Genomic DNA, 18,231 nt, shown 5'->3' on the forward strand with positions numbered 1-18,231 from the left:
TTTACGCTTCCGGTAGAAAATATTTATCAATCGGAAAAACTAATATACCCGCCGCAGATAGTCGTAACCGGCTTGATAGTGTCGAGATTATCAGGATCGATCGCCTCGATATCGCTGTCGAGAATGACGATGTCGGCCAAGTAGCCTTGCCTTATCATCCCCTTGCGATCCTCCTTGAACTCGGCATAGGCGCCCTCGACGCAATAGGCGGCAAGCGCTTCCTGCAACGAGAAGGACTGGTCAGGGTCGCTGTCGCTCCACCGCTTGCGCGTCACCGCCGCCTTGAGGCCTACGAGTGGATCGATCGGCGAAACCGGCCAATCGGATGCGAAGCAGATATGGGCCCCGGCGTCCTTCAGCGTGCGCCAGGCGTAGCTGACCGGCCAGCGGTCCCTGCCGATGCGCGATATGGTCGGCTCCAGCGGCAGGCCCGCGCAACCCGGCGGATGGGGAGGCTGCATGGAAGCGATGACGCCGAGTTCGGCGAAACGCTTGATGTCGTCTGGGTGCACGACCTCGATATGCTCGATGCGATGGCGGCTGTCGCGCGCACCATTCTCTTCGCGCGCCGCCGCGTAACCATCAAGCACCGCCCGGACGGCGCCATCGCCAATCGCGTGAACAGCAATCTGTAGGCCGCGACGATCGGCTTCGACGGCGACCGCGCGAAACGCTTCCGGCGTGAAGAGACCCTCGCCACGATCGCCGGGTTTGTCGGCGTATGGCTCGACCATAACTGCAGTGCCGCTTTCGATCACGCCGTCATAGAAGAGTTTGACGAGGCCGGAGGAGAGCCAGTCGCTCTTGTAACTGGCCGCCATGTTTGAAGCTTTCTCCAGCATGTCGAGCGACATGAAATTCTTGAAATGGAAGGGGATCTGCACGCGGCAGGGCAGGTGGCCATCCTCTTTCTCGATCGCTGCGAGCAATTGCAGCTGATAGAGATTGCCGTCCATGTTCTGGACTGTGGTGATGCCGTGGCGGGCGCAATAGGCAAGGCCCGTTCGCATCACGGCAATGTCCTGCGCCCACTGCGCGGCATCCGGGTAAGGCTCGGGCTCACCGCCGGTCGAAAGACCCAGCCGATAACGATCGAAACCGCCGGCGGCCTGAAGCGGGCTGAAGGCTTCCATTTCCCTGAGCTCACCGGTGGCAAACCCATCCGCGCCCATCACAACCTCGTTGCCGGGTCTGAGATCGGCGCCGTGGAGAATGCCCACCAGCTCAAGCGCAACAGTGTTCGCCCAGGCCGTATGATGATCGGGCGCGAAGAGGACGAGCGGCTGATCTGGCAAGATGGCATCCAGGTGCTGGCGGGTCAGCGGTTCTGCTTCGCCAAGAATATTGTAGTCGACGCCCTGTGCGAAAAGCACCTTCTGCGTCCGCCGGCCCTGCGCGTAGTCACGGATGGCCTCGGTCAGCGCGGCCAGTCCCGTCACGCCCTTCAGCTGTAGATGATCCAGCTCGGCGGCGCCGGAAAACAGGTGCATGTGGTTTTCCGAGAAGCCCGGCAATACGGTCTTCTCGTGCGCGTCGATCACCCGCGTTGCCGGACCGTGGAGAGCCTTGATCTCTTCGTCCGTGCCGACGGCGATGATCCTCCCATCGCCAAGCGCCACCGCCTGGGCATCAGGGTGATTGGGATCGAGAGTGAGGACGCGGGCGTTGATTACGATGATGTCGGCCGTCGATGTCATGGGATGCTCGCTGCTGAAGGACTGTAACGAGCTAAGCCTATGCCCGCGGCGAATTCAACCGCCTCGCGTGCCCAGCCATTCATGAAGTGTTCGCATAGGATTATGCCGCGTCAGGCACCTAGTCCTCGCAGGACGTCTGGCCTATGTGGCACAGTGAGTTATCAGACCTGTCACAGGAGCAAGACAATGGAAATCAGGAAAAGCGGCGCAAAAGCCTCTGCAAAGGGCCCGGAAGACTATTTCACCGGAACGGTGCGCATCGATGCGCCATTCAACGGCAGCGGCAGCCTGAGCGGTGCGACCGTGACCTTCGAGCCCGGCGCCCGCACCGCCTGGCATACCCACCCCCTCGGTCAGACCCTGATCGTGCTTTCGGGCCTTGGCTTGATCCAGCGCGAAGGCGGAGAGGTCCAGGAAATCCGGCCCGGCGACATCGTGTGGTTCGAGCCCGGTGAAAAGCACTGGCACGGTGCTTCCCCGGATTGCGCAATGAGCCATCTCGCCATCGCGGAAATGAAGGATGGTTCCGCTGTTACCTGGATGGAGAAGGTCGCCGATCAGGATTACAGGGGCTCGGCCGCGTGATGAAGCCACACATCATCTGCCATATGATCACCTCGCTCGATGGCGGGCTTCACCCTAGCCGCTGGACCGCAAGCCCGGATGGAAACCGGGCGGGGTGGTCAACCGCCTACGAGACAATTCACAAGACGATGAACGCCGACGGATGGCTGGTCGGGCGCGTCACGATGGCCGAGATATCAAAGGCCGGCGCACATCCGCCAGCCGGACCATTCGACGTCAGCCGGTCGTTGCACGTTGCCAACCGCGACGCCAAGAGCTTTGCAATTGCTGTCGACCAGCACGGCAAGCTGCATTTCAACGGCGGCGATCTCGATGGTGATCATTTCATCGTGTTGCTCGGTAAGGATGTCAGTGATCAGCATCTGGCCGAGCTCGTCGCCGACGGCGTGTCCTATATCGTGTCCGACGGGCAAGAGATGGATCTATCCAGCCTGCTGGAAACACTGGGACGCGAATTCAATATCCGCCGTCTGCTTCTGGAAGGCGGAGCCGGTGTCAACGGTTCGTTCTTCGCGGCGGGCCTGGTCGATGAGCTGAGCCTGCTGGTTGCCCCTGCCATCGACGCGCGCAAGGGGAGCGACCGTTTCATCGAATACGGTCAGGATGGTCTGGCGGGCAAATCCGAGCTTTCGCTGCTTTCCTGCGACAAGCTTGATGACGGCCTGTTGCACCTTAAGTACACGGTCAAGGCTTCGGCTTAGCCTTCCGAGAGAGCGTTGCGCCGAGCTTGGCGCAACGCTTCACATTTTGCCGAGAGCTTGAATTACTTCAGCGCTTCAGCCATGAAGGCACCCGCCCGGGCAGCGCCATCCGCTGAAATGGTATGGCCGAGCCCGGGAACAATCATGGTCTCCACCTTCATGCCAAGCGTCTCAAGAGCCGCCGCGGCACGCGTCGTTTCAGCTGCCGGAATGACCGGATCGGCGCTGCCATGCACCAGGAGCACCGGCGTCTTGACCGCGGGCGTGAGCGGGAGCGGCGAGGCGAGGCGGCCGGAGAAGCCGACGACGGCGCCGACTGGCCAGCGCCCAGACGCCACGGCATCGAGCGCCATGATGGTGCCCTGCGAGAAACCGACCAGAACGACGCGATCGAGCCGGTCGGCAAAACCTTTCTCCTTGATGATCGCGGAGATGGTGTCGTCGAAAGCCGGGCGCGCCTCGTTAATACGTCCGCTTCGGTTCTCCTCGGTCACACCGGCAACGCTGAACCACTGGTAGCCTGCGCCGAAGCTGGAGTGGCTAGGCGCATTCGGCGAAGCGAAGACGGCGCCTGGAAGGGCGTCTTTCCAGACCTTGGCCAGGGGCGCGAGATCGGCGCCGCTCGAGCCGACGCCGTGGAGCATGATGACCAGTGCATGTGATGCGATTGTCGACATGGCTATTTCCTCTCAGATCTCGAACGGAAGTTGCGGGCCGACGGGAACGATCCCGGTCGGGTTCAGCGCCTTGATCGAGTAATAGCCGCGCTTGATATGATCGATGCTGACTGTCTGGCGGATACCGGGTATGGCGAGCATGTTTTCGACGTAACGGCTTAGGTTGGGATAATCCGCCAGCCGGCGCAGATTGCACTTGAAGAGCCCGTTATAGGCAGCGTCGAAGCGGATGAGCGTTACGAAGAGCCGTACATCAGCCTCAGTCAGTCGCGTGCCGAAGAGGAATGGCTTCTGCCCTTCGAGGCGCGCCTCCAGTTCGTCGAGCATCGCGAAGACCTCGGCAAAGGCTTCCTCGTAGGCCACCTGTGTCGTCGCAAAGCCGGTGCGATAAACGCCGTTGTTGAGCTGCGGATAGATGCGCTCGTTGAGGGCATCTATCTCCGCGCGCAGATCTTCCGGGTAGAGATCGACCGCGCCATCGGCAAGCGCGCCGAAGCCAGAGTTGAGCATCCGCAGGATATCGGCCGACTCGTTGTTGACGATGGTACGGCGCTCCTTGTCCCAGAGCACAGGCACGGTGGCGCGGCCAGTGTAATGCGGGTCGGCACTCGTGTAGATCTCGTGCATATAGGTGGCGCTGTTGAGCTCATCGCGATTGGCGCCCGGGTAGTCTCCGAAACGCCAGCCCTGATCGGACAGCGCCGGTTCGACGACCGATACCGAAATCACATCCTCCAGCTTCTTGAGCGCCCGGCCGATCAGCGTGCGCGAGGCCCAGGGGCAGATCAGCGCGACGTAGAGATGGTAGCGGCCGGCCTCGGTCTTGAAGCCGCCGTCCCCTGTTGGCCCGGCGCTGCCATCGGGCGTGACCCAGTTGCGGAAACCCGAAATCTGCCGGACGAAGCCGCCCTTGGCATCGGTTGCCTGTACGGGGTGCCAATCGGCGGTCCACTTGCCATCCACGAGCATGACTGAACTCCTGATCTGTTCTTGCGCGGTGTTGGAGCTTGATATGGCGCAATTCCAGATGGATTATTATCCGGTCATGAAGAGAATATTTCCTTCCGGAATGGAAGCAATCAGCCCCAATCCTTGTCCCACACCGGTTGTCCGCGAAAAGCGTCGGCCAGGAAGTCGACGAGCACTCTGACTTTCAGCGCCAGATGCCGGGCAGGGGGATAGACCGCGTACAGGCCGCGCGGCTCATCCTCGAAATCGGACAGCAGCGGGCGCAGCGCCTGAAGACGAAGTCGCGCACCGGCAACGAAGCTCGGTACGCGTGCGATCCCCAAGCCCGCTTCGGCTGCGGCAACGCAGGCCTCGGCGTTCGAAAACTCAATGCGCCCGCGGACTTCTGTCACGATGGGCTGCGAACCGGCCTTGTCGCGGAAGCGCCAAGTGAGCGGATCGCGGAAATTGGTGTCGATGATGCAATCATGGGCCGCGAGATCCGCCGGCGTCACCGGCACACCGCGCTGGTCGAGATAGGACGAGGCGGCAACGAGAACGATGCGCGCGGCGCAAAGCTTGCGCGCGATCAGGCTGCTATCATCGGGGCGTCCGATGCGCACGGCGGCATCAAATCCTTCATCGACCAGATTGACTGTACGGTCCGAGAAGCTGACGTCGAGATTGATGTCGGGGAAGGCCATCGCGAACTGATTGAGAACGGATGTCAGCTGCGTGGTGCCGAAGGTGATCGGCGCGGTAATGCGAAGCCGGCCTGATGGCGCGCGCGAGGCATTGCGCACCGAGGCATCAAGCGCATCGAACTCTTCGAGAAGCGATTTCACGCGTTCGTAATAGGCGCGACCTGCCTCCGAAAGCGACAGCGCGCGCGTCGTTCGCATGATCAACTGAACTCCGAGGCTTGCCTCCAAGCGAGAGACCAGCTTCGAAGCCTGGCCACTGCTCGTGCCGAGACGGGCTGCCGCGGCAGCGAAGCTTCCCGTATCGATGACGGCTACGAACATGCGGTCACATTCCAGACGGTCCAAATCGCTGTCCTCTTACCAACTTGCCGCCGTGAGAGCAGTCACCGCTGAGGCAAGGAAACCGGCGGCGCATGACGCCGCCGGCAGATTTTATCAGCCGAAGACCTTGAAGCGGTCGCTGTCGTCCATGAACGCCTTTTCGCCGAAGGCGGCGGAGTTGGCGCCGAACGGCATCTGCGCGCGCAGCTTCCACGAGGCCGGGATGTTCCACGCGGCTGCGATCTCGGCGTCGGCCAGCGGGTTGTAGTGCTGCAGGCTGGCGCCGATATCGGATGCGGCGAGCGCCGACCAGACGGCGAACTGAGCCATGCCGCTCGACTGTTCCGACCAGATCGGGAAGTTGTCGGCGTAAAGCGCGAACTTTTCCTGCAGGCCCTTAACGACGTCCTGGTCTTCGAAGAAGAGAACGGTGCCGGCGCCGGCGGCGAAGCTGTTGATGCGCTTTTCGGTCGATTCAAACGCGTCGGCAGGAACGATCTTGCGCAGTGCGTCCATCACGAAGCCCCAGAGCTTGTCGCTCTCCGCACCGTAGAGAACCAGAACACGCGAGCTCTGCGAGTTGAAGGAAGACGGCGTGTGCTTCACGGCTTCCTGGATGAGCTTGGTGGTTTCTTCCTGGGAGATCGGCAGGGTCTTGCCGAGAGCATACTGGCTGCGGCGCTTCTTGATGGATTCAATCAGAGTATTCGTCATGTGGGGCGCTATCCTTTTTCATATATGCGGCCACCCTGCTGCTGGGAGGAGCAGCGACATGCGGCCGGCAAGAAGGGATAGTGCATGCGAACGGATATGCATATTGCGTTGCATCAAGCGCGCGAGATTTTTTTGCTTCATCGCGATCTTGTGACCGTTTCGCCCGTGCCTCCCGAAGGCTAGGACTTCAGCGGCAACTCGTCGCGCGCCAGCCGCGCGAGCTCTTTCTCGTCCTGCACGCCGAATTCAAACCAATCGATCAGCGCCTTGGCGGTCGCCTGGCCACGGTCACTGCTCACGTCGCAGTTCTGCTCAAGGCACCATTGTTTGAGGATGCGATCCAGCATCTCCATTGCTTCCGATGTCAGCGCCTCTTTTGGCCAGTCCGTCTTCGTCATCGCATCCACCCCCGTTTCGCACCACCGTAACGCGTATCCGTCGGGGCGCTATGACCGGCGAAGCACAGTCGCACAAAATCGTCGCCGACCGTCCGGTATCGACGATGACGCTCAAATATTGGAACGCCACAACCGCACGTGCGTTAACCGGTATCGGAGGTATTGCGTTATGGACCCGAAACGATGGAGCCGGCCGATCTACTTCCAGGCGAGCAGATACGGCGAATTTCGAACAGTGACGAATACAAGCGAGGCCGCGACGGCGTTGAATACGGCGTGGCCAATCGCGCGCGGGCGCAGTCTGAAGACCGCCAAGCGCACCTGCCAGCAGGTTCTAAGCGGCAAGAGACCGCCTTCGGAGGCACGAAATGCCTTCATCGCGGCAGCTGTCGAGGCCAATGTCTACGTCAAGGAACGATAGCCGGAGCAGAAATCAGAAAAATCTTATTTAGGTAGAGTGCAAAGATAGAAGTTTAATGATGCATTCAATCCGATTTGAACACGAGCGTGCCACTATGGGTTTCGTAATCTCGAGTGGGACAATCATGCTGACGCTGCAGAATGCCATTCTTGAAATGATCGCCAAGGGCGAGCCGCTCGGCGCCGTCGTCCATGATCTTTGCACGCGCGTGGAGACCGCCATCCCCTGGACGGTCTGTTCGGTGCTGACGGTCAAGGATGGCCGCATGCATCCGCTTGCCGGGCCATCGCTGCCGCTCACTTATTCGCAGGCCGTGGACAATCTGGCCATAGGCCCGCTGGCCGGCTCCTGCGGGACGGCGGCCTATCATGGCGTGCCTGTCACGGTGACCGATATCGAAAACGATGCGCGCTGGCAGGACTTCAAAGCCATGGTTTTGCCCCTGGGCTTCAAGGCTTGCTGGTCGACGCCGATCATGAGCGGCGATCGGGTTCTGGCGACCTTCGCCTTCTATTTTCGCGAAAAGCGTGGTCCGAGCCAGCTTGAGCGCGATGTCGTGGATGCATGCGTGCATCTTTGCGCGATTGCGCTGGAGAGAAACGAACGCGCGCTAGAGCGCGAGGCACTGACCTACACGGATGCGCTTACGGGGCTGCCCAATCGCGCGCGGTTCAACGAGGTGCTCAAACAGCAGCATCGATCCGCCGAGCGAAGCTGGGGTATGCTGCTTGTCGACGTCGACAACTTGAAGCTGGTAAACGACACATTCGGTCATGGCGCGGGCGACGCGCTCATCCAGGTCGTTGCACGTCGCATGGCCGCCACCATGCCGACCGAAACGACGTTCCGATTGGGTGGTGATGAGTTCGCGGTCATTCTGCATGACGGACCGGAGCCGGATCTTGCCGCGAAGGCCGAGGACATTCTCCGCGAGATCAAGCGGCCGGCGCAGTGTGATGGCCACGTGATCTTTCCGGCGGCCAGCATTGGCGGCGCGATTGCCGAGATCGACGACATGCCCGAGCAGGTCCGGCACAATGCCGATGTGGCGCTCTATCACGGTAAGGAGCGCAACCGTGGTCAATATACCGCTTATCATGCGGGGTTGGGCACGGCGCTGACACGGCGCTTCCGCGCCATTCGCGACGTCAGTGTCGCGCTGGCGCAAAACCGCATCGATGCTCACTACCAGCCGATCCTTCGCCTCGATACGCGTGAGGTGGTCGGCTTCGAGGCCCTCTGCCGGATGACAACCCAAGCCGGGGATGTCGTTTCGGCGGCGAATTTTCATGATGCGACGCTGGATGCCCAGGTGGCGTCCGAGCTGACCGAGCGTATGCTGTCGCGCGTTGCAGCCGATGTTAGGCGCTGGCTGGATATGGGCTTGCCGTTCCAGCATGTCGGCATCAACCTGTCGGCGGCCGATTTTCACGCCGGTCATCTTCAGGAGCGGCTGTGCAGCGCGTTTGCGGCATCAGGCATACCGCTGAAGCATGTCATCATAGAGGTCACGGAATCGGTCTATCTCGGCCAGGGCGATCATGTCGTGGCAAACGAGATCAAGGCCATGCGGTCCCGAGGGCTGCGCGTTGCGCTCGATGATTTCGGGACCGGCTTTGCGTCGCTGACGCATCTGCTGACCGTACCCGTCGATATCATCAAGATCGACAAGTCATTCGTCGATCGGCTGGTGCCCGGCGATGCGGGTGCGGTGATCATCGAAGGCTTGATGGGCATCGCCGAGAAGCTCGGCATCCGTGTCGTTGCGGAGGGAATAGAAACGGAGATGCAGGCCGAACACCTGCGTGCGCTCGGATGTCTGCTGGGCCAAGGCTATCTGTTTCACAAAGCGGTCGACCGACATTCAGCTGCATGGCTGTTGCGGGAGCTCGGCCAGCATCCGACGGCCGACGAGCAGGCGATGTCACGTCTCGCATAGGACGGCGACGATCAGGCCGCCTGCCTGAGGTCCTGCCCGTGGAAATCCGCGAGCGTCGTCACGACGTCGTCGATCTCCGCCTGCGTCCGCGCCGCATCCCAGCCGAGTGCTTCGGCGGCGACCTTTGCCATGTCCCGCAAGCCTGCCATCGTCAGCGCGCCTTCGATCGCGATCGTCGTCCGGCGAAGCACAATGTCGGAGAGATGAACGACAAACTCTTTTCTTGCGATCCAGTCGATCTCAAGCAGGCTGTAATCGTCTGCATCGGAAAGCCGTTCGATGTCGCGGTGAGGGGACGTCGCTTCGTGAGCGAGGATCGCGGATGCCGTGGTGCCGTATCGCGACAGCAGCGTTTCAGCGCGCTTCATATCGATACCGCTTTTCTGTACGGCGGCCCCTAGCCAGGCTCGACGCTGAGCGGCATCGCCAGGAAACTGGCGTCCGCCGCCAATTGCCAGCTGCTGCGTCGATTGGCGGCGTGTGCGCAGGAGGCGTTTGAGTACGAGGTCGGCGACCTCCTCGGAGAAGCCACGGAACGTCGTCCATTTACCTCCGACCAGCGAGACAACAGGAAAGGGACGTCCGGCTGTCGCTTCCATCACTGGTGCCGAGTGATCGCGGCTGATGAGGCCGGGCGAGGAGGCGTCGGAGGCCGGCAGCGGGCGGATGCCGCTATAGGTGTAGACCACTTGATCGCGGCTGAAGCACAGCGAAGGGAGAAGGGAACGCACGCTCTCGAGGAAATACTGGATCTCCGGCTCTTCGCAGCGCACGTTCTCCGGATCGCTTGCCGGTATGTCCGTCGAGCCGACCATGGCGAGACCCAGGTAGTCGTAGACGAGGCAGATGCGGCCGTCATCCGCCTCGAAGTAGATCATGTGCCCGTTGAGGCTCTTCACCAGTTCCGGATGATCGAGCAGGATATGCGAGCCCTTGGTGCCGCCGATCAGCTTCGAGGGCGCGTTGAGCGAGGCGTTGGCATGATCGATCCATGGTCCGGCGGCGTTGATGACCAGCTTCGGGCGAACGGAAAACGTCTCGCCATTGGCGCGCTTGAAGGTCAGCACGCCGTTTTCCGATGAGACCAGCGTCGTGAAGTTGGTCGCCAGCGCGTTCTCGTTGGCCTGCAGGCCGTCAGCCACCAGTTCGTAGACCAGGCGTTCCGGGCGGCTGATCTTGGCGTCGTAGTAGATACCACCCGCGACGATGGCGGGTGTGACATGCGGCATCTCCTTCAGCGCCTTCTTCTTGAACAGAAAGCGATGGTTCGGCATCACCCGGTTGCGGGCGCCGAAGAAGTCGTACATCCGCAGGCCGATCTTGACGAGAACGGCGCCGCGGCTGCGCGGTGCGGTGGTCGAGCCGGTCAGCGTCCTCAACGCCGCCCAGATGCCGCGCGTCCAGGAAAACACGGGAATGAAGGTCGGAAGCGGCTCGACGCAATGCGGCGCGTTGCGCAGCAGCAGGTTGCGCTCCAGCGTCGATTGCGCCACCAGGCCGAACTCGCCGGTCTCAAGATACTTCAATCCGCCATGGATCAGCCGCGACGGCGCCGAACTGGTGCCGGAACCGAAATCCGCCTTGTCGACGATCAGGCAATCGACACCCTGCACACAAAGATCGCGGAACGTTCCTGCGCCGTTGATACCCGCGCCGAGGATGACGACGTCAATGTCCTTGATCGCGCCGAGGTCTTGGAAACGAAGCGTGTTGGCGGCGGAAATGTCGATCATCTGAAATCGTCCTGCTGAATGTCATTTGCAAACCGTGCCCGGCGGGCGCGGTTCGTATTTCAAGCCGATGGCTTGCCTGCTGTAAGCTTGCCGATCTTCGGCCAGATGGGCGCCATGGCATCGGCGATCTCGCGGAAGAGGTCGTAGCGCTCCTGGTATGCGGCACTTCGCGCCGCATCAGGGTAGCAGCGATGCGCGATGGCCGCCGTGTCGCGTGGATCGTTCCGAGGGCTTGCATAGAGACCGGCGCCTGCGCCGGCGCAAAGGGCTGCACCCCACGCGGCAGCTTCATCGGTCTCCGTGACCGTCGCCGGCATGCCGAGGATGTCGGCGAACATCTGCACCACGCGCTTGTTGCGCGAGATGCCGCCGGCAAGGCGCGCCTCGCTGAAGGTGAAGCCATCCCGCAAGGCGTCCACATGGATGCGGTGGTTGAAGGCGATGCCCTCGAGCACGGCGCGGAGCATATCGCCGCGATTGTGCCAGCCGCCGAGGCCGAAGAAGCCGGCGCTGGCCGCGGCCCCATAGGGCGAGCCAAAGAGATAGGGGTGGAAGAGGGCTGTTAGCGGACGCTCGAAGGCGGCCTCGATCTCCGGGGCGAGCAGCGCGTGGACCGAGCCACCGGATGCCTCGACGCTCTGGCGCTCGCTGGCGCAGAGCGTGTCGAGGAACCAGTCGTAATTGGCCGTCGATGCCGGCGAGATCGACATGTTGTTCCACTGGCCGGGTTCGATGGCATTGCGGCAGAACCAGCGGCGGTCCATGCGCGGATGCGGCGACAGCGTCTCATTGATGGAGTAGGTGCCAGCAATGACGGCGACGACATCGTCGGCATAGCCGCCGGAGCCGAGCGCGGAGGCTGTCACGTCGTGCAGGCCGGCAACGACGGGCGTTCCGACGGCAAGCCCGGTGCGTTCGGCGGTTTGCGCGGTCACGTAGCCGATGATCTCGTCCGAGCGGGAAATCGGCGGCAATGCGGAAGCCATCTCCTCAATGCCGAACAATCTCAGGGCATCGAGGTCGTAATCCTGCGTCCGGACATTGGTGAAGGAGGTGCTCGCCTCGGTGCGATCAGTGCCGATCACGCCGCTCAGGCAGAACCGCAGCCAATCCTTGCACGACAGGATATGGCCGATCTCCTTGTAGCGTGCCGGCTCGTGTTTCTTGATCCAGGCGAGCAGTGCAGAGGGCGCCGAAACGTGCGGAACCTGGCCGGTCAATTCCAAGGCCTCGTCGGCGAGCGGGCTGGCAAGCCAGGCCTCGACGATATCGACCGAACGGCTGTCGAGCGACAGAAGCGCGCGGCCGAGAGGGGCGTTGGACTTGTCGGTTAGGTAGATGCCGTCGCCATGCGCGGTGGCCGCGATTGCTGCGATATCATTGGCCGGGCGGCCGCTGAGTTCGATCGCCTCGCGAATGGCATCGGCCGTCTGTGTCCAGAGTTCGTTCATGTCGCGCTCGACATGGCGCGCATGCGGCATGAACTGGGTCACGCGGCGGCGGGCAACCGCGATCGGCGTTCCGTCGACGTCGAAGATCACGGCCTTGGTGACGGTGAGGCCGCTGTCTATTCCAAGCAGACTTGGCATTCAGGCTTTACTCCGGCTGATGTGGTCGCAGACGCGCCTTGTCCTCTCGCGCGATGATCACGTTGATATCGCGCGATCGCATGCGGTCGATGTGGACGGCGGGCGTCTTGTCGTCGACGATGATGACGTCGAATTCGCCAAGGGCTGCGAAGCGATGCAGGGCGCGCCGCTCGAATTTGGTGTGGTCGGCCAGGAGGACGCGCTTGGCGGCGCAGTCGAACATGGCGCGTTTGGTGTCGACCATCTCAGGCGACTGGTGAAACACCAGATCGTCGGTGATCGCCGACATGGAGATGAAGGCGACGTCGGCGCGCAGACGGTGGATCTCATTGACGGTGGTGCGGCCGACGAAAGCGTTGCACCAGTTATAATATTGCCCGCCGAGCGCCAGCAATGTCAGGTCCTGCATGCCCTTCAATGCGTTGATCAGCGTCAGCGAGTTGGTGATCGCCGTGATCGGAACCTTCGCGGGCAGGTGGTCGGCCATCGGCAGCACGGTGGTGGAATCGTCAAAGAAGATGGCCTGGCCCGGCTCGACGAACTGCATGGCCGCCGCGGCGATCATGTTTTTTTCAGCCGATTGGCGGCCGGAGCGGTAGACGTCGCTGGATTCGATCAGGCTGGAGGCCGCTGCCGTCACCACGCCGCGCGTCTTGCGAAACAGACCGCGGCTGACGAGGTCGTCGACATCGCGATGCGCGGTCATGAGACTGATACCGAAGCGATCGGTCAGATCCTCGATCCGCATCTGCCCTTCCGCCATCACGGCCTCGGCGATCATCTGCCGGCGCACGAGCTGACGTGTCTGCCGGCTGTCGCTTGGAAGTTCGTCGATGGGGAGCGCGCCTGCGCCTATCTTCTGTGTCACGATGGCCTCTGCGCTCGAACGACTGGTGTGCGCGTTGTATCGCGAAGATACGCAACTGTGGAGGAAAAAGGGGGCGCCTCATTAAGGCGTCCCCTTCCGTGTCTTACTGCTCGAGAACGAAGGGAGCCGTGTACTTGTCGACGTTGTCCTTGGTGATCAGCAGGCAATCGAAGAGCTGCTTTTCGCTCTTGGCGCCGGTGCTACCGTTCTTGATGACATTGTCGGCCTGCTTGACGGCTTCTTCCGAGAACACGGCGACCGGCTGCAGAACGGTGTACTGCAGATCGCCGGCCTTGATGGCGGCTACTGCGTCAGGCGAACCGTCGAAACCGCCAACCTTGACGTTTGCGAGCTTGCCGGCTTCCTTCAGAGCTGCGATCGCGCCGAGAGCCATTTCGTCGTTGCCAGAGATGACGCCGATGATGTCAGGGTTTGCCTGGAGCATCGACTGCATCTTGTTGTGGCCCTGGGTACGATCCCAGTTGGCAACTTCCTTGGCCGACTTCACCAGGTCAGGATACTGGGTCAGGACCGACTCGTAGCCGTTCGAGCGCGTTGCGGCGTTGTTGTCGGAAGGAGAGCCGAAAAGTTCGGCATACTTGCCCTTGTCGCCGACAGCTTCAACCCACTGCTGCGCACCAATGGCCGCACCCTGTGCGTTGTTGGAAACGAGCTGTGCCTTGGCCAGGCCTTCCTGGTTGATTTCAGCGTTGACGAGAATGACCGGGATGCCAGCGGCAACGGCCTTCTTGACGGCGCCGACCGAACCATCGGCGTTTGCCGGGTCGAGGATGATGGCAACCGACTTGTTGGTGATCGCGGTGTCGATCAGGTTGCTTTCGGTGTTGGTGTCACCCTTGTGCGCGCCGACGGTTGCGGTGTAGCCGAGCTTTTCAGCGGTTGCCTTGGCAACGTTGCCTTCGGTCAGCCAGTAGGGGTTGGACGGGTCGTTGACGATAACCGTCATCAGGCCCTCAGCCCATGCGGAGCTTACGAAGATCGGCGCTACGGCAACAGCTGCCAGAAGAACGCGCATGCCCTTTTTAAACATAGTCTCTCTCCCATTGATGAGTTCGTGTTGTGCCGGCTTCCCGGCGGTGCTTTCCGCATTGTTGCGGAGAAGTTCGGTGGCGTGCGTCAGGAGGATTTGACCCGACGCCCGTATTCGATGCTGTTCATGAGAACGGCGAGAACGATGACCGCGCCGGTAAAGACAGTCTGCCAGTAGGCCGAGACGCCGATGATCACGAGGCCGTCCGACAGGAAGCCGATAACGAAGGCGCCGAGCATGGTGCCGCGTACGGTCCCCCGTCCGCCGGTGAGCGCGGCACCGCCGATGACCACGGCGGCAATCGCCGTCAGTTCATAGGTGGTGCCGGCGGTCGGACCGGCGGACGTCAGCTGGGAGGAAAGGACCAGGCCGGCAATGGCCGCGCAGACGCCGGAGAACACGTAGACGAGAATCTTGACGCGCTTGACGGGAACGCCCGACAGTTCGGCGGCGCGTTCATTGCCACCGGAAGCGTAGAGCCAGCGACCGAAAGCGGTCTTGCTGAGCACGATGCCGCAGATGATGGCGAGAGCCGCAAGCACAAGCACGCCGATCGGGATGCCGCCGAGACGGTTGAAACCGAGCCAGTCGAAGCCGGTATTACCGAGTTCGGGCCGGCCGCCGAGATTGTTGTAGGTCAAGCCGTTCGTCATCAGCAGCGCGATGCCGCGGGCAACATAGAGAACGCCGAGCGAGGCGACGAATGCGGGAACCTTGAGATAGGCGATGAGCACGCCGTTGACGGCGCCAACAAGCGCACCCATCGCGCAGGTGAGGACCACGACCGCCCAGACCGGCGTGTAAAGGATGACGCCGAAGGTGGGAAGCTGCACGCCCTGCATCAGGAAGCCCGCGATACAACCGGCGAGACCCAGCGTCGAGCCGACCGAAAGGTCGATACCGCCATTCAGGATGACGAGCAGCATGCCGATCGCCAGGATCCCGAAGATCGCCACGTGCGAGGCCATGATCAGGAAGTTGTTGAGGCTGAAATAGTAAGGCGACAGGAAGGAGAAGACCGCGATGATGACGATCAGCGCGAAGAACGCGCGACCTTCCAGCAGCAGGCGAATGATATTGAAATCCCGCCGTGGCCCGTTCGAAACTGTCTTTTTGTCGTTTGCTTCAGTGACTGACATAATCAGTGCTCCATAATTCCGGGCTAGTGCGCGACCACTGCTTCGCCAGAGGCGGCCATGATCTTTTCCTTGGTGACGTCAGAGCTGAACTCGGCGGAAATCTTGCCGCGATGCATAACGATGATGCGGTGTGCGATGCTCAGGCATTCGGCGACCTCCGAGGTGGAGTAGATCACCGCCAGCCCCTGCTTGGCGCGTTCCGCCAGAAGCTTGAACACTTCGGCCTTGGCGCCGATGTCGATGCCTCGGCTCGGCTCGTCGAGCAGAATGACCTTTGGATGCGTCGCCAACATCTTGCCGATGACGACCTTCTGCTGGTTGCCGCCGGAGAGCGAGCCGATGGCGGCCGCGCCACCGTCGGTCTTGATGTGAACCTTGCGGATCGAATCCGTGACCAGTTCGCGCTCGCGGCGACCCGAGGTGAACAGCCCCTTGGTGAAGGCGCCGATGCTGGCAAGCGAGAGGTTGGTGCCGACGGTCATCGTCTGCACCAGGCCGTCACGCTGGCGGTCTTCGGGAACGAGGCCGAGGCCGCTTGCGATGCGGTTGGCGATGCTGAGGCCGGCGACGTCCTGGCCTTCGAGAAGGATATGGCCACCGCTTGCGTGCAGGCGTCCGGCCACGCATTCGAGAAGCTCGGTACGCCCGGCGCCCATGAGGCCATAAATGCAGACGATCTCACCGGCGCGGACATCGAGCGACAGGCGGTCGACCGCGTTATAGGCAGCACCGGAAGGGCCGGGAACGGTGAGTTCCTTGATCGAGAGCGCGACCTTGCCCATCTCATAGCCATCAGGCGGGCTGCCGAGATCGAAGTTCTCGCCCACCATGTTGCGGACGATCCATTCGAGATCGATGTCCTTCCGCTCGGCATAGGCGGTCATGGTGCCGTCGCGCAGCACAACGGCATGGTTGGTGATCTGCAACGCCTCTTCGAGGTGGTGCGAGATATAGACGATCGAGACGCCGCGGCTGGTCAGATCGCGGATGACCTTGAAGAGCACTTCGACTTCGGTGGCGCTCAGCGCCGAGGTCGGCTCGTCCATGATCAGGATACGCGAATTGACCGACAGCGCGCGGGCGATTTCCACGATCTGCTGCTGGCCGAGGCGGAGATCCTCGACGGGGGTCAGCGGATCGATATCTTCTTCCAGCTCTTCAAGCAGGGCGCGGGTCTGGCGCTCTTCCTCGGCGAAATCGACGGTTCCGGCCGTGATGATCTCGCGGCCCATGAAGATGTTGTCGCGGACGCTCAAGTTGGGCGCCAGGCTGAGTTCCTGGTGGATGATCGAGATGCCGCATTCGCGGGCATGCGTCGAGGACACGAAGTTGACCGTCTGCCCGTCGAGAATGATCTCGCCTGATGTCGGGCGAACGACGCCTGACAGAATCTTCATCAGCGTCGACTTGCCGGCACCATTTTCGCCGAACAGCGTGGTGACCTGGCCGCGGTGGATGTCGAAGTTCACGCCCTTGAGGGCCTGCACGCTGCCATAGGTCTTGGCAACGTTGCGGGCGCTGAGCACGACCTCACCGATCTCACCTTTGATCTGGCGTTGGCTTGCCTGGCTCATTTGACTTCAACCTTGACGGGGGTGACGAGCCAGTTCTTCGGATTGATGAGCTTGAAGACGCCGGTGACCGTGACCGTCTTGCCGGTGAGCTGCGTGGGGTCGATGCTCCCAAGCACTGCCTTCTTCATCTCGTTGTTGATCGCCGAACCGGCGTCCTGGTACTCGATCTGATTGGTGAACTGGCCAAACTCGATCGTACCCGTGGCATCGCGCAGATCGGTGCCGTTGATTGCCGGGCCGGTCTGCATGCGGATGACGACTTCGGGCGGCAGGCCATCGACCTTCACCTCGTTGATGTTGCCCTTGCGCTCGCCGACGACGCCGGAGAAGGAGACCGGCAGGACCGGGCCTGTGGTCGTTGCCACACCGTATTTCTCGCCCGCCGCCTTCTTGTCGGCGAGGGCGGCCGGTGCCAGCTCGGCCGCTGGGACCGCGCGCTTCTCGACATCAGCCGCGATCTTCGGGAACTGCTCCACGCCGTAGGTTTCCGAGGAAAACGCCTGCTGGCGCACGTCGTTTTCGGAGCCGATATGGACAACCTTCGTGTCCAGCGCGATCGCACCGACGACAACCACGACGGCCGCAATGCCGACCGCGATTTTCAGTTTGCCGCTCTTCGGCTGGGAAGCCGCGTAGTCCGTTTCTATGCTCATTTTCTGACAACCTTCGGCGCAAGGCCGGATTTCCTGTTGAGGGAAAGAAAAGGGGATGAGGGATTATCGACGTCGCGACCGGTCGGTCGGGCGACAATCCCGTGTGTTGGCCAGCATGTCGGCTGGAGAGTTGGCGAGGAGGCCGCCAAGCGGGGATCGCGCGTCGGGGCGGAAGTGCTGGCGGGACGCCAAGCCATGTCTGGAAACAGAAATTCGCACCGTCGTGATCCTCCTCAATAACCCGGCGTTTGTTTCTCCTCCAACCGCCAGGCGCTTCACGAAGATACCGTGTCAGCCCGTGGGCTATGGTATCGCCGTGTTATCAATGGCAGTAAAGATGTTATAAATATTGCACCTTGTCAATCGGCCATTCGGTGGCGTTTTCCGTTTTAGGCGATATTGATGGCTGTAGAGAACGATCGGGCTGGCGCGCGGAAAGGGTGTTAACAGGGCAACGTTTTGTAATCTCTTGCGTTACCGGCGCATGCGCGACCAATCGCGTGTCGAAATCACAAGTAA

General features: G+C 61.6%; 17 protein-coding genes. 4 read left to right on the forward strand and 13 right to left on the reverse strand.

Features of this window, described 5'->3' with window-relative positions:
- Window positions 1-26 precede the first annotated feature (26 nt).
- Window positions 27-1,697, reverse strand: a complete 1,671-nt coding sequence (locus tag ACCD05_RS20095) for an amidohydrolase (RefSeq protein WP_112950382.1) — start codon at window positions 1,695-1,697, stop codon at window positions 27-29.
- A gap of 186 nt (window positions 1,698-1,883) precedes the next feature.
- On the opposite strand from ACCD05_RS20095, the gene ACCD05_RS20100 reads away from it, so the two are divergent.
- The gene (locus tag ACCD05_RS20100; RefSeq protein ID WP_111565086.1) at window positions 1,884-2,282 is read left to right on the forward strand and encodes a cupin domain-containing protein; all 399 of its coding nucleotides are present in this window, start codon (window positions 1,884-1,886) and stop codon (window positions 2,280-2,282) included.
- Entirely contained in the window at window positions 2,282-2,983 is a 702-nt protein-coding gene (locus tag ACCD05_RS20105; RefSeq protein WP_112950392.1) for a RibD family protein, read from the forward strand. The genes ACCD05_RS20100 and ACCD05_RS20105 overlap by 1 nt, the downstream gene beginning before the upstream one ends.
- Window positions 2,984-3,045: 62 nt before the next feature.
- On the opposite strand, the gene ACCD05_RS20110 is transcribed toward ACCD05_RS20105, so the two are convergent.
- From ACCD05_RS20110 to ACCD05_RS20130, 5 genes are all read right to left on the reverse strand, one after another.
- Window positions 3,046-3,660, reverse strand: coding sequence for a dienelactone hydrolase family protein (locus tag ACCD05_RS20110; RefSeq protein WP_112950381.1), 615 nt, complete (start codon window positions 3,658-3,660; stop codon window positions 3,046-3,048).
- Between the two features lie 12 nt (window positions 3,661-3,672).
- A complete protein-coding gene (locus tag ACCD05_RS20115; RefSeq protein ID WP_112950380.1) occupies window positions 3,673-4,629 on the reverse strand; it encodes a glutathione S-transferase family protein in 957 nt (318 codons plus the stop codon).
- 110 nt (window positions 4,630-4,739) lie between these two features.
- Window positions 4,740-5,633, reverse strand: a complete 894-nt coding sequence (locus ACCD05_RS20120; RefSeq protein ID WP_413394852.1) for a LysR family transcriptional regulator — start codon at window positions 5,631-5,633, stop codon at window positions 4,740-4,742.
- Window positions 5,634-5,747: 114 nt separating this feature from the next.
- Complete coding sequence (locus ACCD05_RS20125; protein WP_111565090.1) at window positions 5,748-6,347, reverse strand: nitroreductase family protein; 600 nt, start codon at window positions 6,345-6,347, stop codon at window positions 5,748-5,750.
- Between the two features lie 179 nt (window positions 6,348-6,526).
- Complete coding sequence (locus tag ACCD05_RS20130) at window positions 6,527-6,745, reverse strand: hypothetical protein (RefSeq protein WP_047503571.1); 219 nt, start codon at window positions 6,743-6,745, stop codon at window positions 6,527-6,529.
- A 169-nt stretch (window positions 6,746-6,914) separates the two neighbouring features.
- Between ACCD05_RS20130 and ACCD05_RS20135 the strand changes: the two genes are divergently transcribed.
- Both ACCD05_RS20135 and ACCD05_RS20140 read left to right on the forward strand, forming a co-directional pair.
- On the forward strand, window positions 6,915-7,166 hold the full coding sequence (locus tag ACCD05_RS20135) for a DUF982 domain-containing protein (protein ID WP_047503574.1): 252 nt from the start codon (window positions 6,915-6,917) through the stop codon (window positions 7,164-7,166).
- Between the two features lie 121 nt (window positions 7,167-7,287).
- A complete protein-coding gene (locus ACCD05_RS20140) occupies window positions 7,288-9,105 on the forward strand; it encodes an EAL domain-containing protein (protein ID WP_112950391.1) in 1,818 nt (605 codons plus the stop codon).
- An 11-nt stretch (window positions 9,106-9,116) separates the two neighbouring features.
- Here ACCD05_RS20140 and ACCD05_RS20145 read toward each other — a convergent pair whose 3' ends face one another.
- The 7 genes from ACCD05_RS20145 to ACCD05_RS20175 form a co-directional block, all read right to left on the reverse strand.
- Entirely contained in the window at window positions 9,117-10,838 is a 1,722-nt protein-coding gene (locus ACCD05_RS20145; RefSeq protein WP_112950378.1) for a glycerol-3-phosphate dehydrogenase/oxidase, read from the reverse strand.
- A gap of 59 nt (window positions 10,839-10,897) precedes the next feature.
- On the reverse strand, window positions 10,898-12,427 hold the full coding sequence (locus ACCD05_RS20150) for an FGGY-family carbohydrate kinase (protein WP_112950377.1): 1,530 nt from the start codon (window positions 12,425-12,427) through the stop codon (window positions 10,898-10,900).
- Window positions 12,428-12,434: 7 nt separating this feature from the next.
- Window positions 12,435-13,295, reverse strand: a complete 861-nt coding sequence (locus tag ACCD05_RS20155) for a DeoR/GlpR family DNA-binding transcription regulator (RefSeq protein ID WP_112950376.1) — start codon at window positions 13,293-13,295, stop codon at window positions 12,435-12,437.
- A gap of 103 nt (window positions 13,296-13,398) precedes the next feature.
- Complete coding sequence (locus tag ACCD05_RS20160) at window positions 13,399-14,346, reverse strand: D-ribose ABC transporter substrate-binding protein (protein WP_018896948.1); 948 nt, start codon at window positions 14,344-14,346, stop codon at window positions 13,399-13,401.
- Window positions 14,347-14,432: 86 nt separating this feature from the next.
- On the reverse strand, window positions 14,433-15,485 hold the full coding sequence (locus ACCD05_RS20165; protein WP_112950375.1) for an ABC transporter permease: 1,053 nt from the start codon (window positions 15,483-15,485) through the stop codon (window positions 14,433-14,435).
- A gap of 23 nt (window positions 15,486-15,508) precedes the next feature.
- Window positions 15,509-17,059 carry a sugar ABC transporter ATP-binding protein gene (locus tag ACCD05_RS20170; RefSeq protein WP_112436001.1) on the reverse strand — a complete coding sequence of 517 codons (1,551 nt, stop codon included), beginning with the start codon at window positions 17,057-17,059 and terminating at the stop codon, window positions 15,509-15,511.
- The gene (locus ACCD05_RS20175) at window positions 17,056-17,712 is read right to left on the reverse strand and encodes a DUF2291 domain-containing protein (protein WP_112950374.1); all 657 of its coding nucleotides are present in this window, start codon (window positions 17,710-17,712) and stop codon (window positions 17,056-17,058) included. The genes ACCD05_RS20170 and ACCD05_RS20175 overlap by 4 nt, the downstream gene beginning before the upstream one ends.
- Window positions 17,713-18,231 lie beyond the last annotated feature (519 nt).

It is taken from the genome of Rhizobium sp. Rhizsp42, assembly GCF_047304155.1.
In the GTDB taxonomy this organism is placed as follows: domain Bacteria; phylum Pseudomonadota; class Alphaproteobacteria; order Rhizobiales; family Rhizobiaceae; genus Rhizobium.

What these genes read in the sequence shown, in the direction of transcription:
- ACCD05_RS20095 (WP_112950382.1), bottom strand. Translation starts at nt 1,697, where the DNA reads ATGACATCGACGGCCGACATCATCGTAATCAACGCCCGCGTCCTCACT.
- ACCD05_RS20100 (WP_111565086.1), top strand. Translation starts at nt 1,884, where the DNA reads ATGGAAATCAGGAAAAGCGGCGCAAAAGCCTCTGCAAAGGGCCCGGAA.
- ACCD05_RS20105 (WP_112950392.1), top strand. Translation starts at nt 2,282, where the DNA reads ATGAAGCCACACATCATCTGCCATATGATCACCTCGCTCGATGGCGGG.
- ACCD05_RS20110 (WP_112950381.1), bottom strand. Translation starts at nt 3,660, where the DNA reads ATGTCGACAATCGCATCACATGCACTGGTCATCATGCTCCACGGCGTC.
- ACCD05_RS20115 (WP_112950380.1), bottom strand. Translation starts at nt 4,629, where the DNA reads ATGCTCGTGGATGGCAAGTGGACCGCCGATTGGCACCCCGTACAGGCA.
- ACCD05_RS20120 (WP_413394852.1), bottom strand. Translation starts at nt 5,633, where the DNA reads ATGTTCGTAGCCGTCATCGATACGGGAAGCTTCGCTGCCGCGGCAGCC.
- ACCD05_RS20125 (WP_111565090.1), bottom strand. Translation starts at nt 6,347, where the DNA reads ATGACGAATACTCTGATTGAATCCATCAAGAAGCGCCGCAGCCAGTAT.
- ACCD05_RS20130 (WP_047503571.1), bottom strand. Translation starts at nt 6,745, where the DNA reads ATGACGAAGACGGACTGGCCAAAAGAGGCGCTGACATCGGAAGCAATG.
- ACCD05_RS20135 (WP_047503574.1), top strand. Translation starts at nt 6,915, where the DNA reads ATGGACCCGAAACGATGGAGCCGGCCGATCTACTTCCAGGCGAGCAGA.
- ACCD05_RS20145 (WP_112950378.1), bottom strand. Translation starts at nt 10,838, where the DNA reads ATGATCGACATTTCCGCCGCCAACACGCTTCGTTTCCAAGACCTCGGC.
- ACCD05_RS20150 (WP_112950377.1), bottom strand. Translation starts at nt 12,427, where the DNA reads ATGCCAAGTCTGCTTGGAATAGACAGCGGCCTCACCGTCACCAAGGCC.
- ACCD05_RS20160 (WP_018896948.1), bottom strand. Translation starts at nt 14,346, where the DNA reads ATGTTTAAAAAGGGCATGCGCGTTCTTCTGGCAGCTGTTGCCGTAGCG.
- ACCD05_RS20165 (WP_112950375.1), bottom strand. Translation starts at nt 15,485, where the DNA reads ATGTCAGTCACTGAAGCAAACGACAAAAAGACAGTTTCGAACGGGCCA.
- ACCD05_RS20170 (WP_112436001.1), bottom strand. Translation starts at nt 17,059, where the DNA reads ATGAGCCAGGCAAGCCAACGCCAGATCAAAGGTGAGATCGGTGAGGTC.
- ACCD05_RS20175 (WP_112950374.1), bottom strand. Translation starts at nt 17,712, where the DNA reads ATGAGCATAGAAACGGACTACGCGGCTTCCCAGCCGAAGAGCGGCAAA.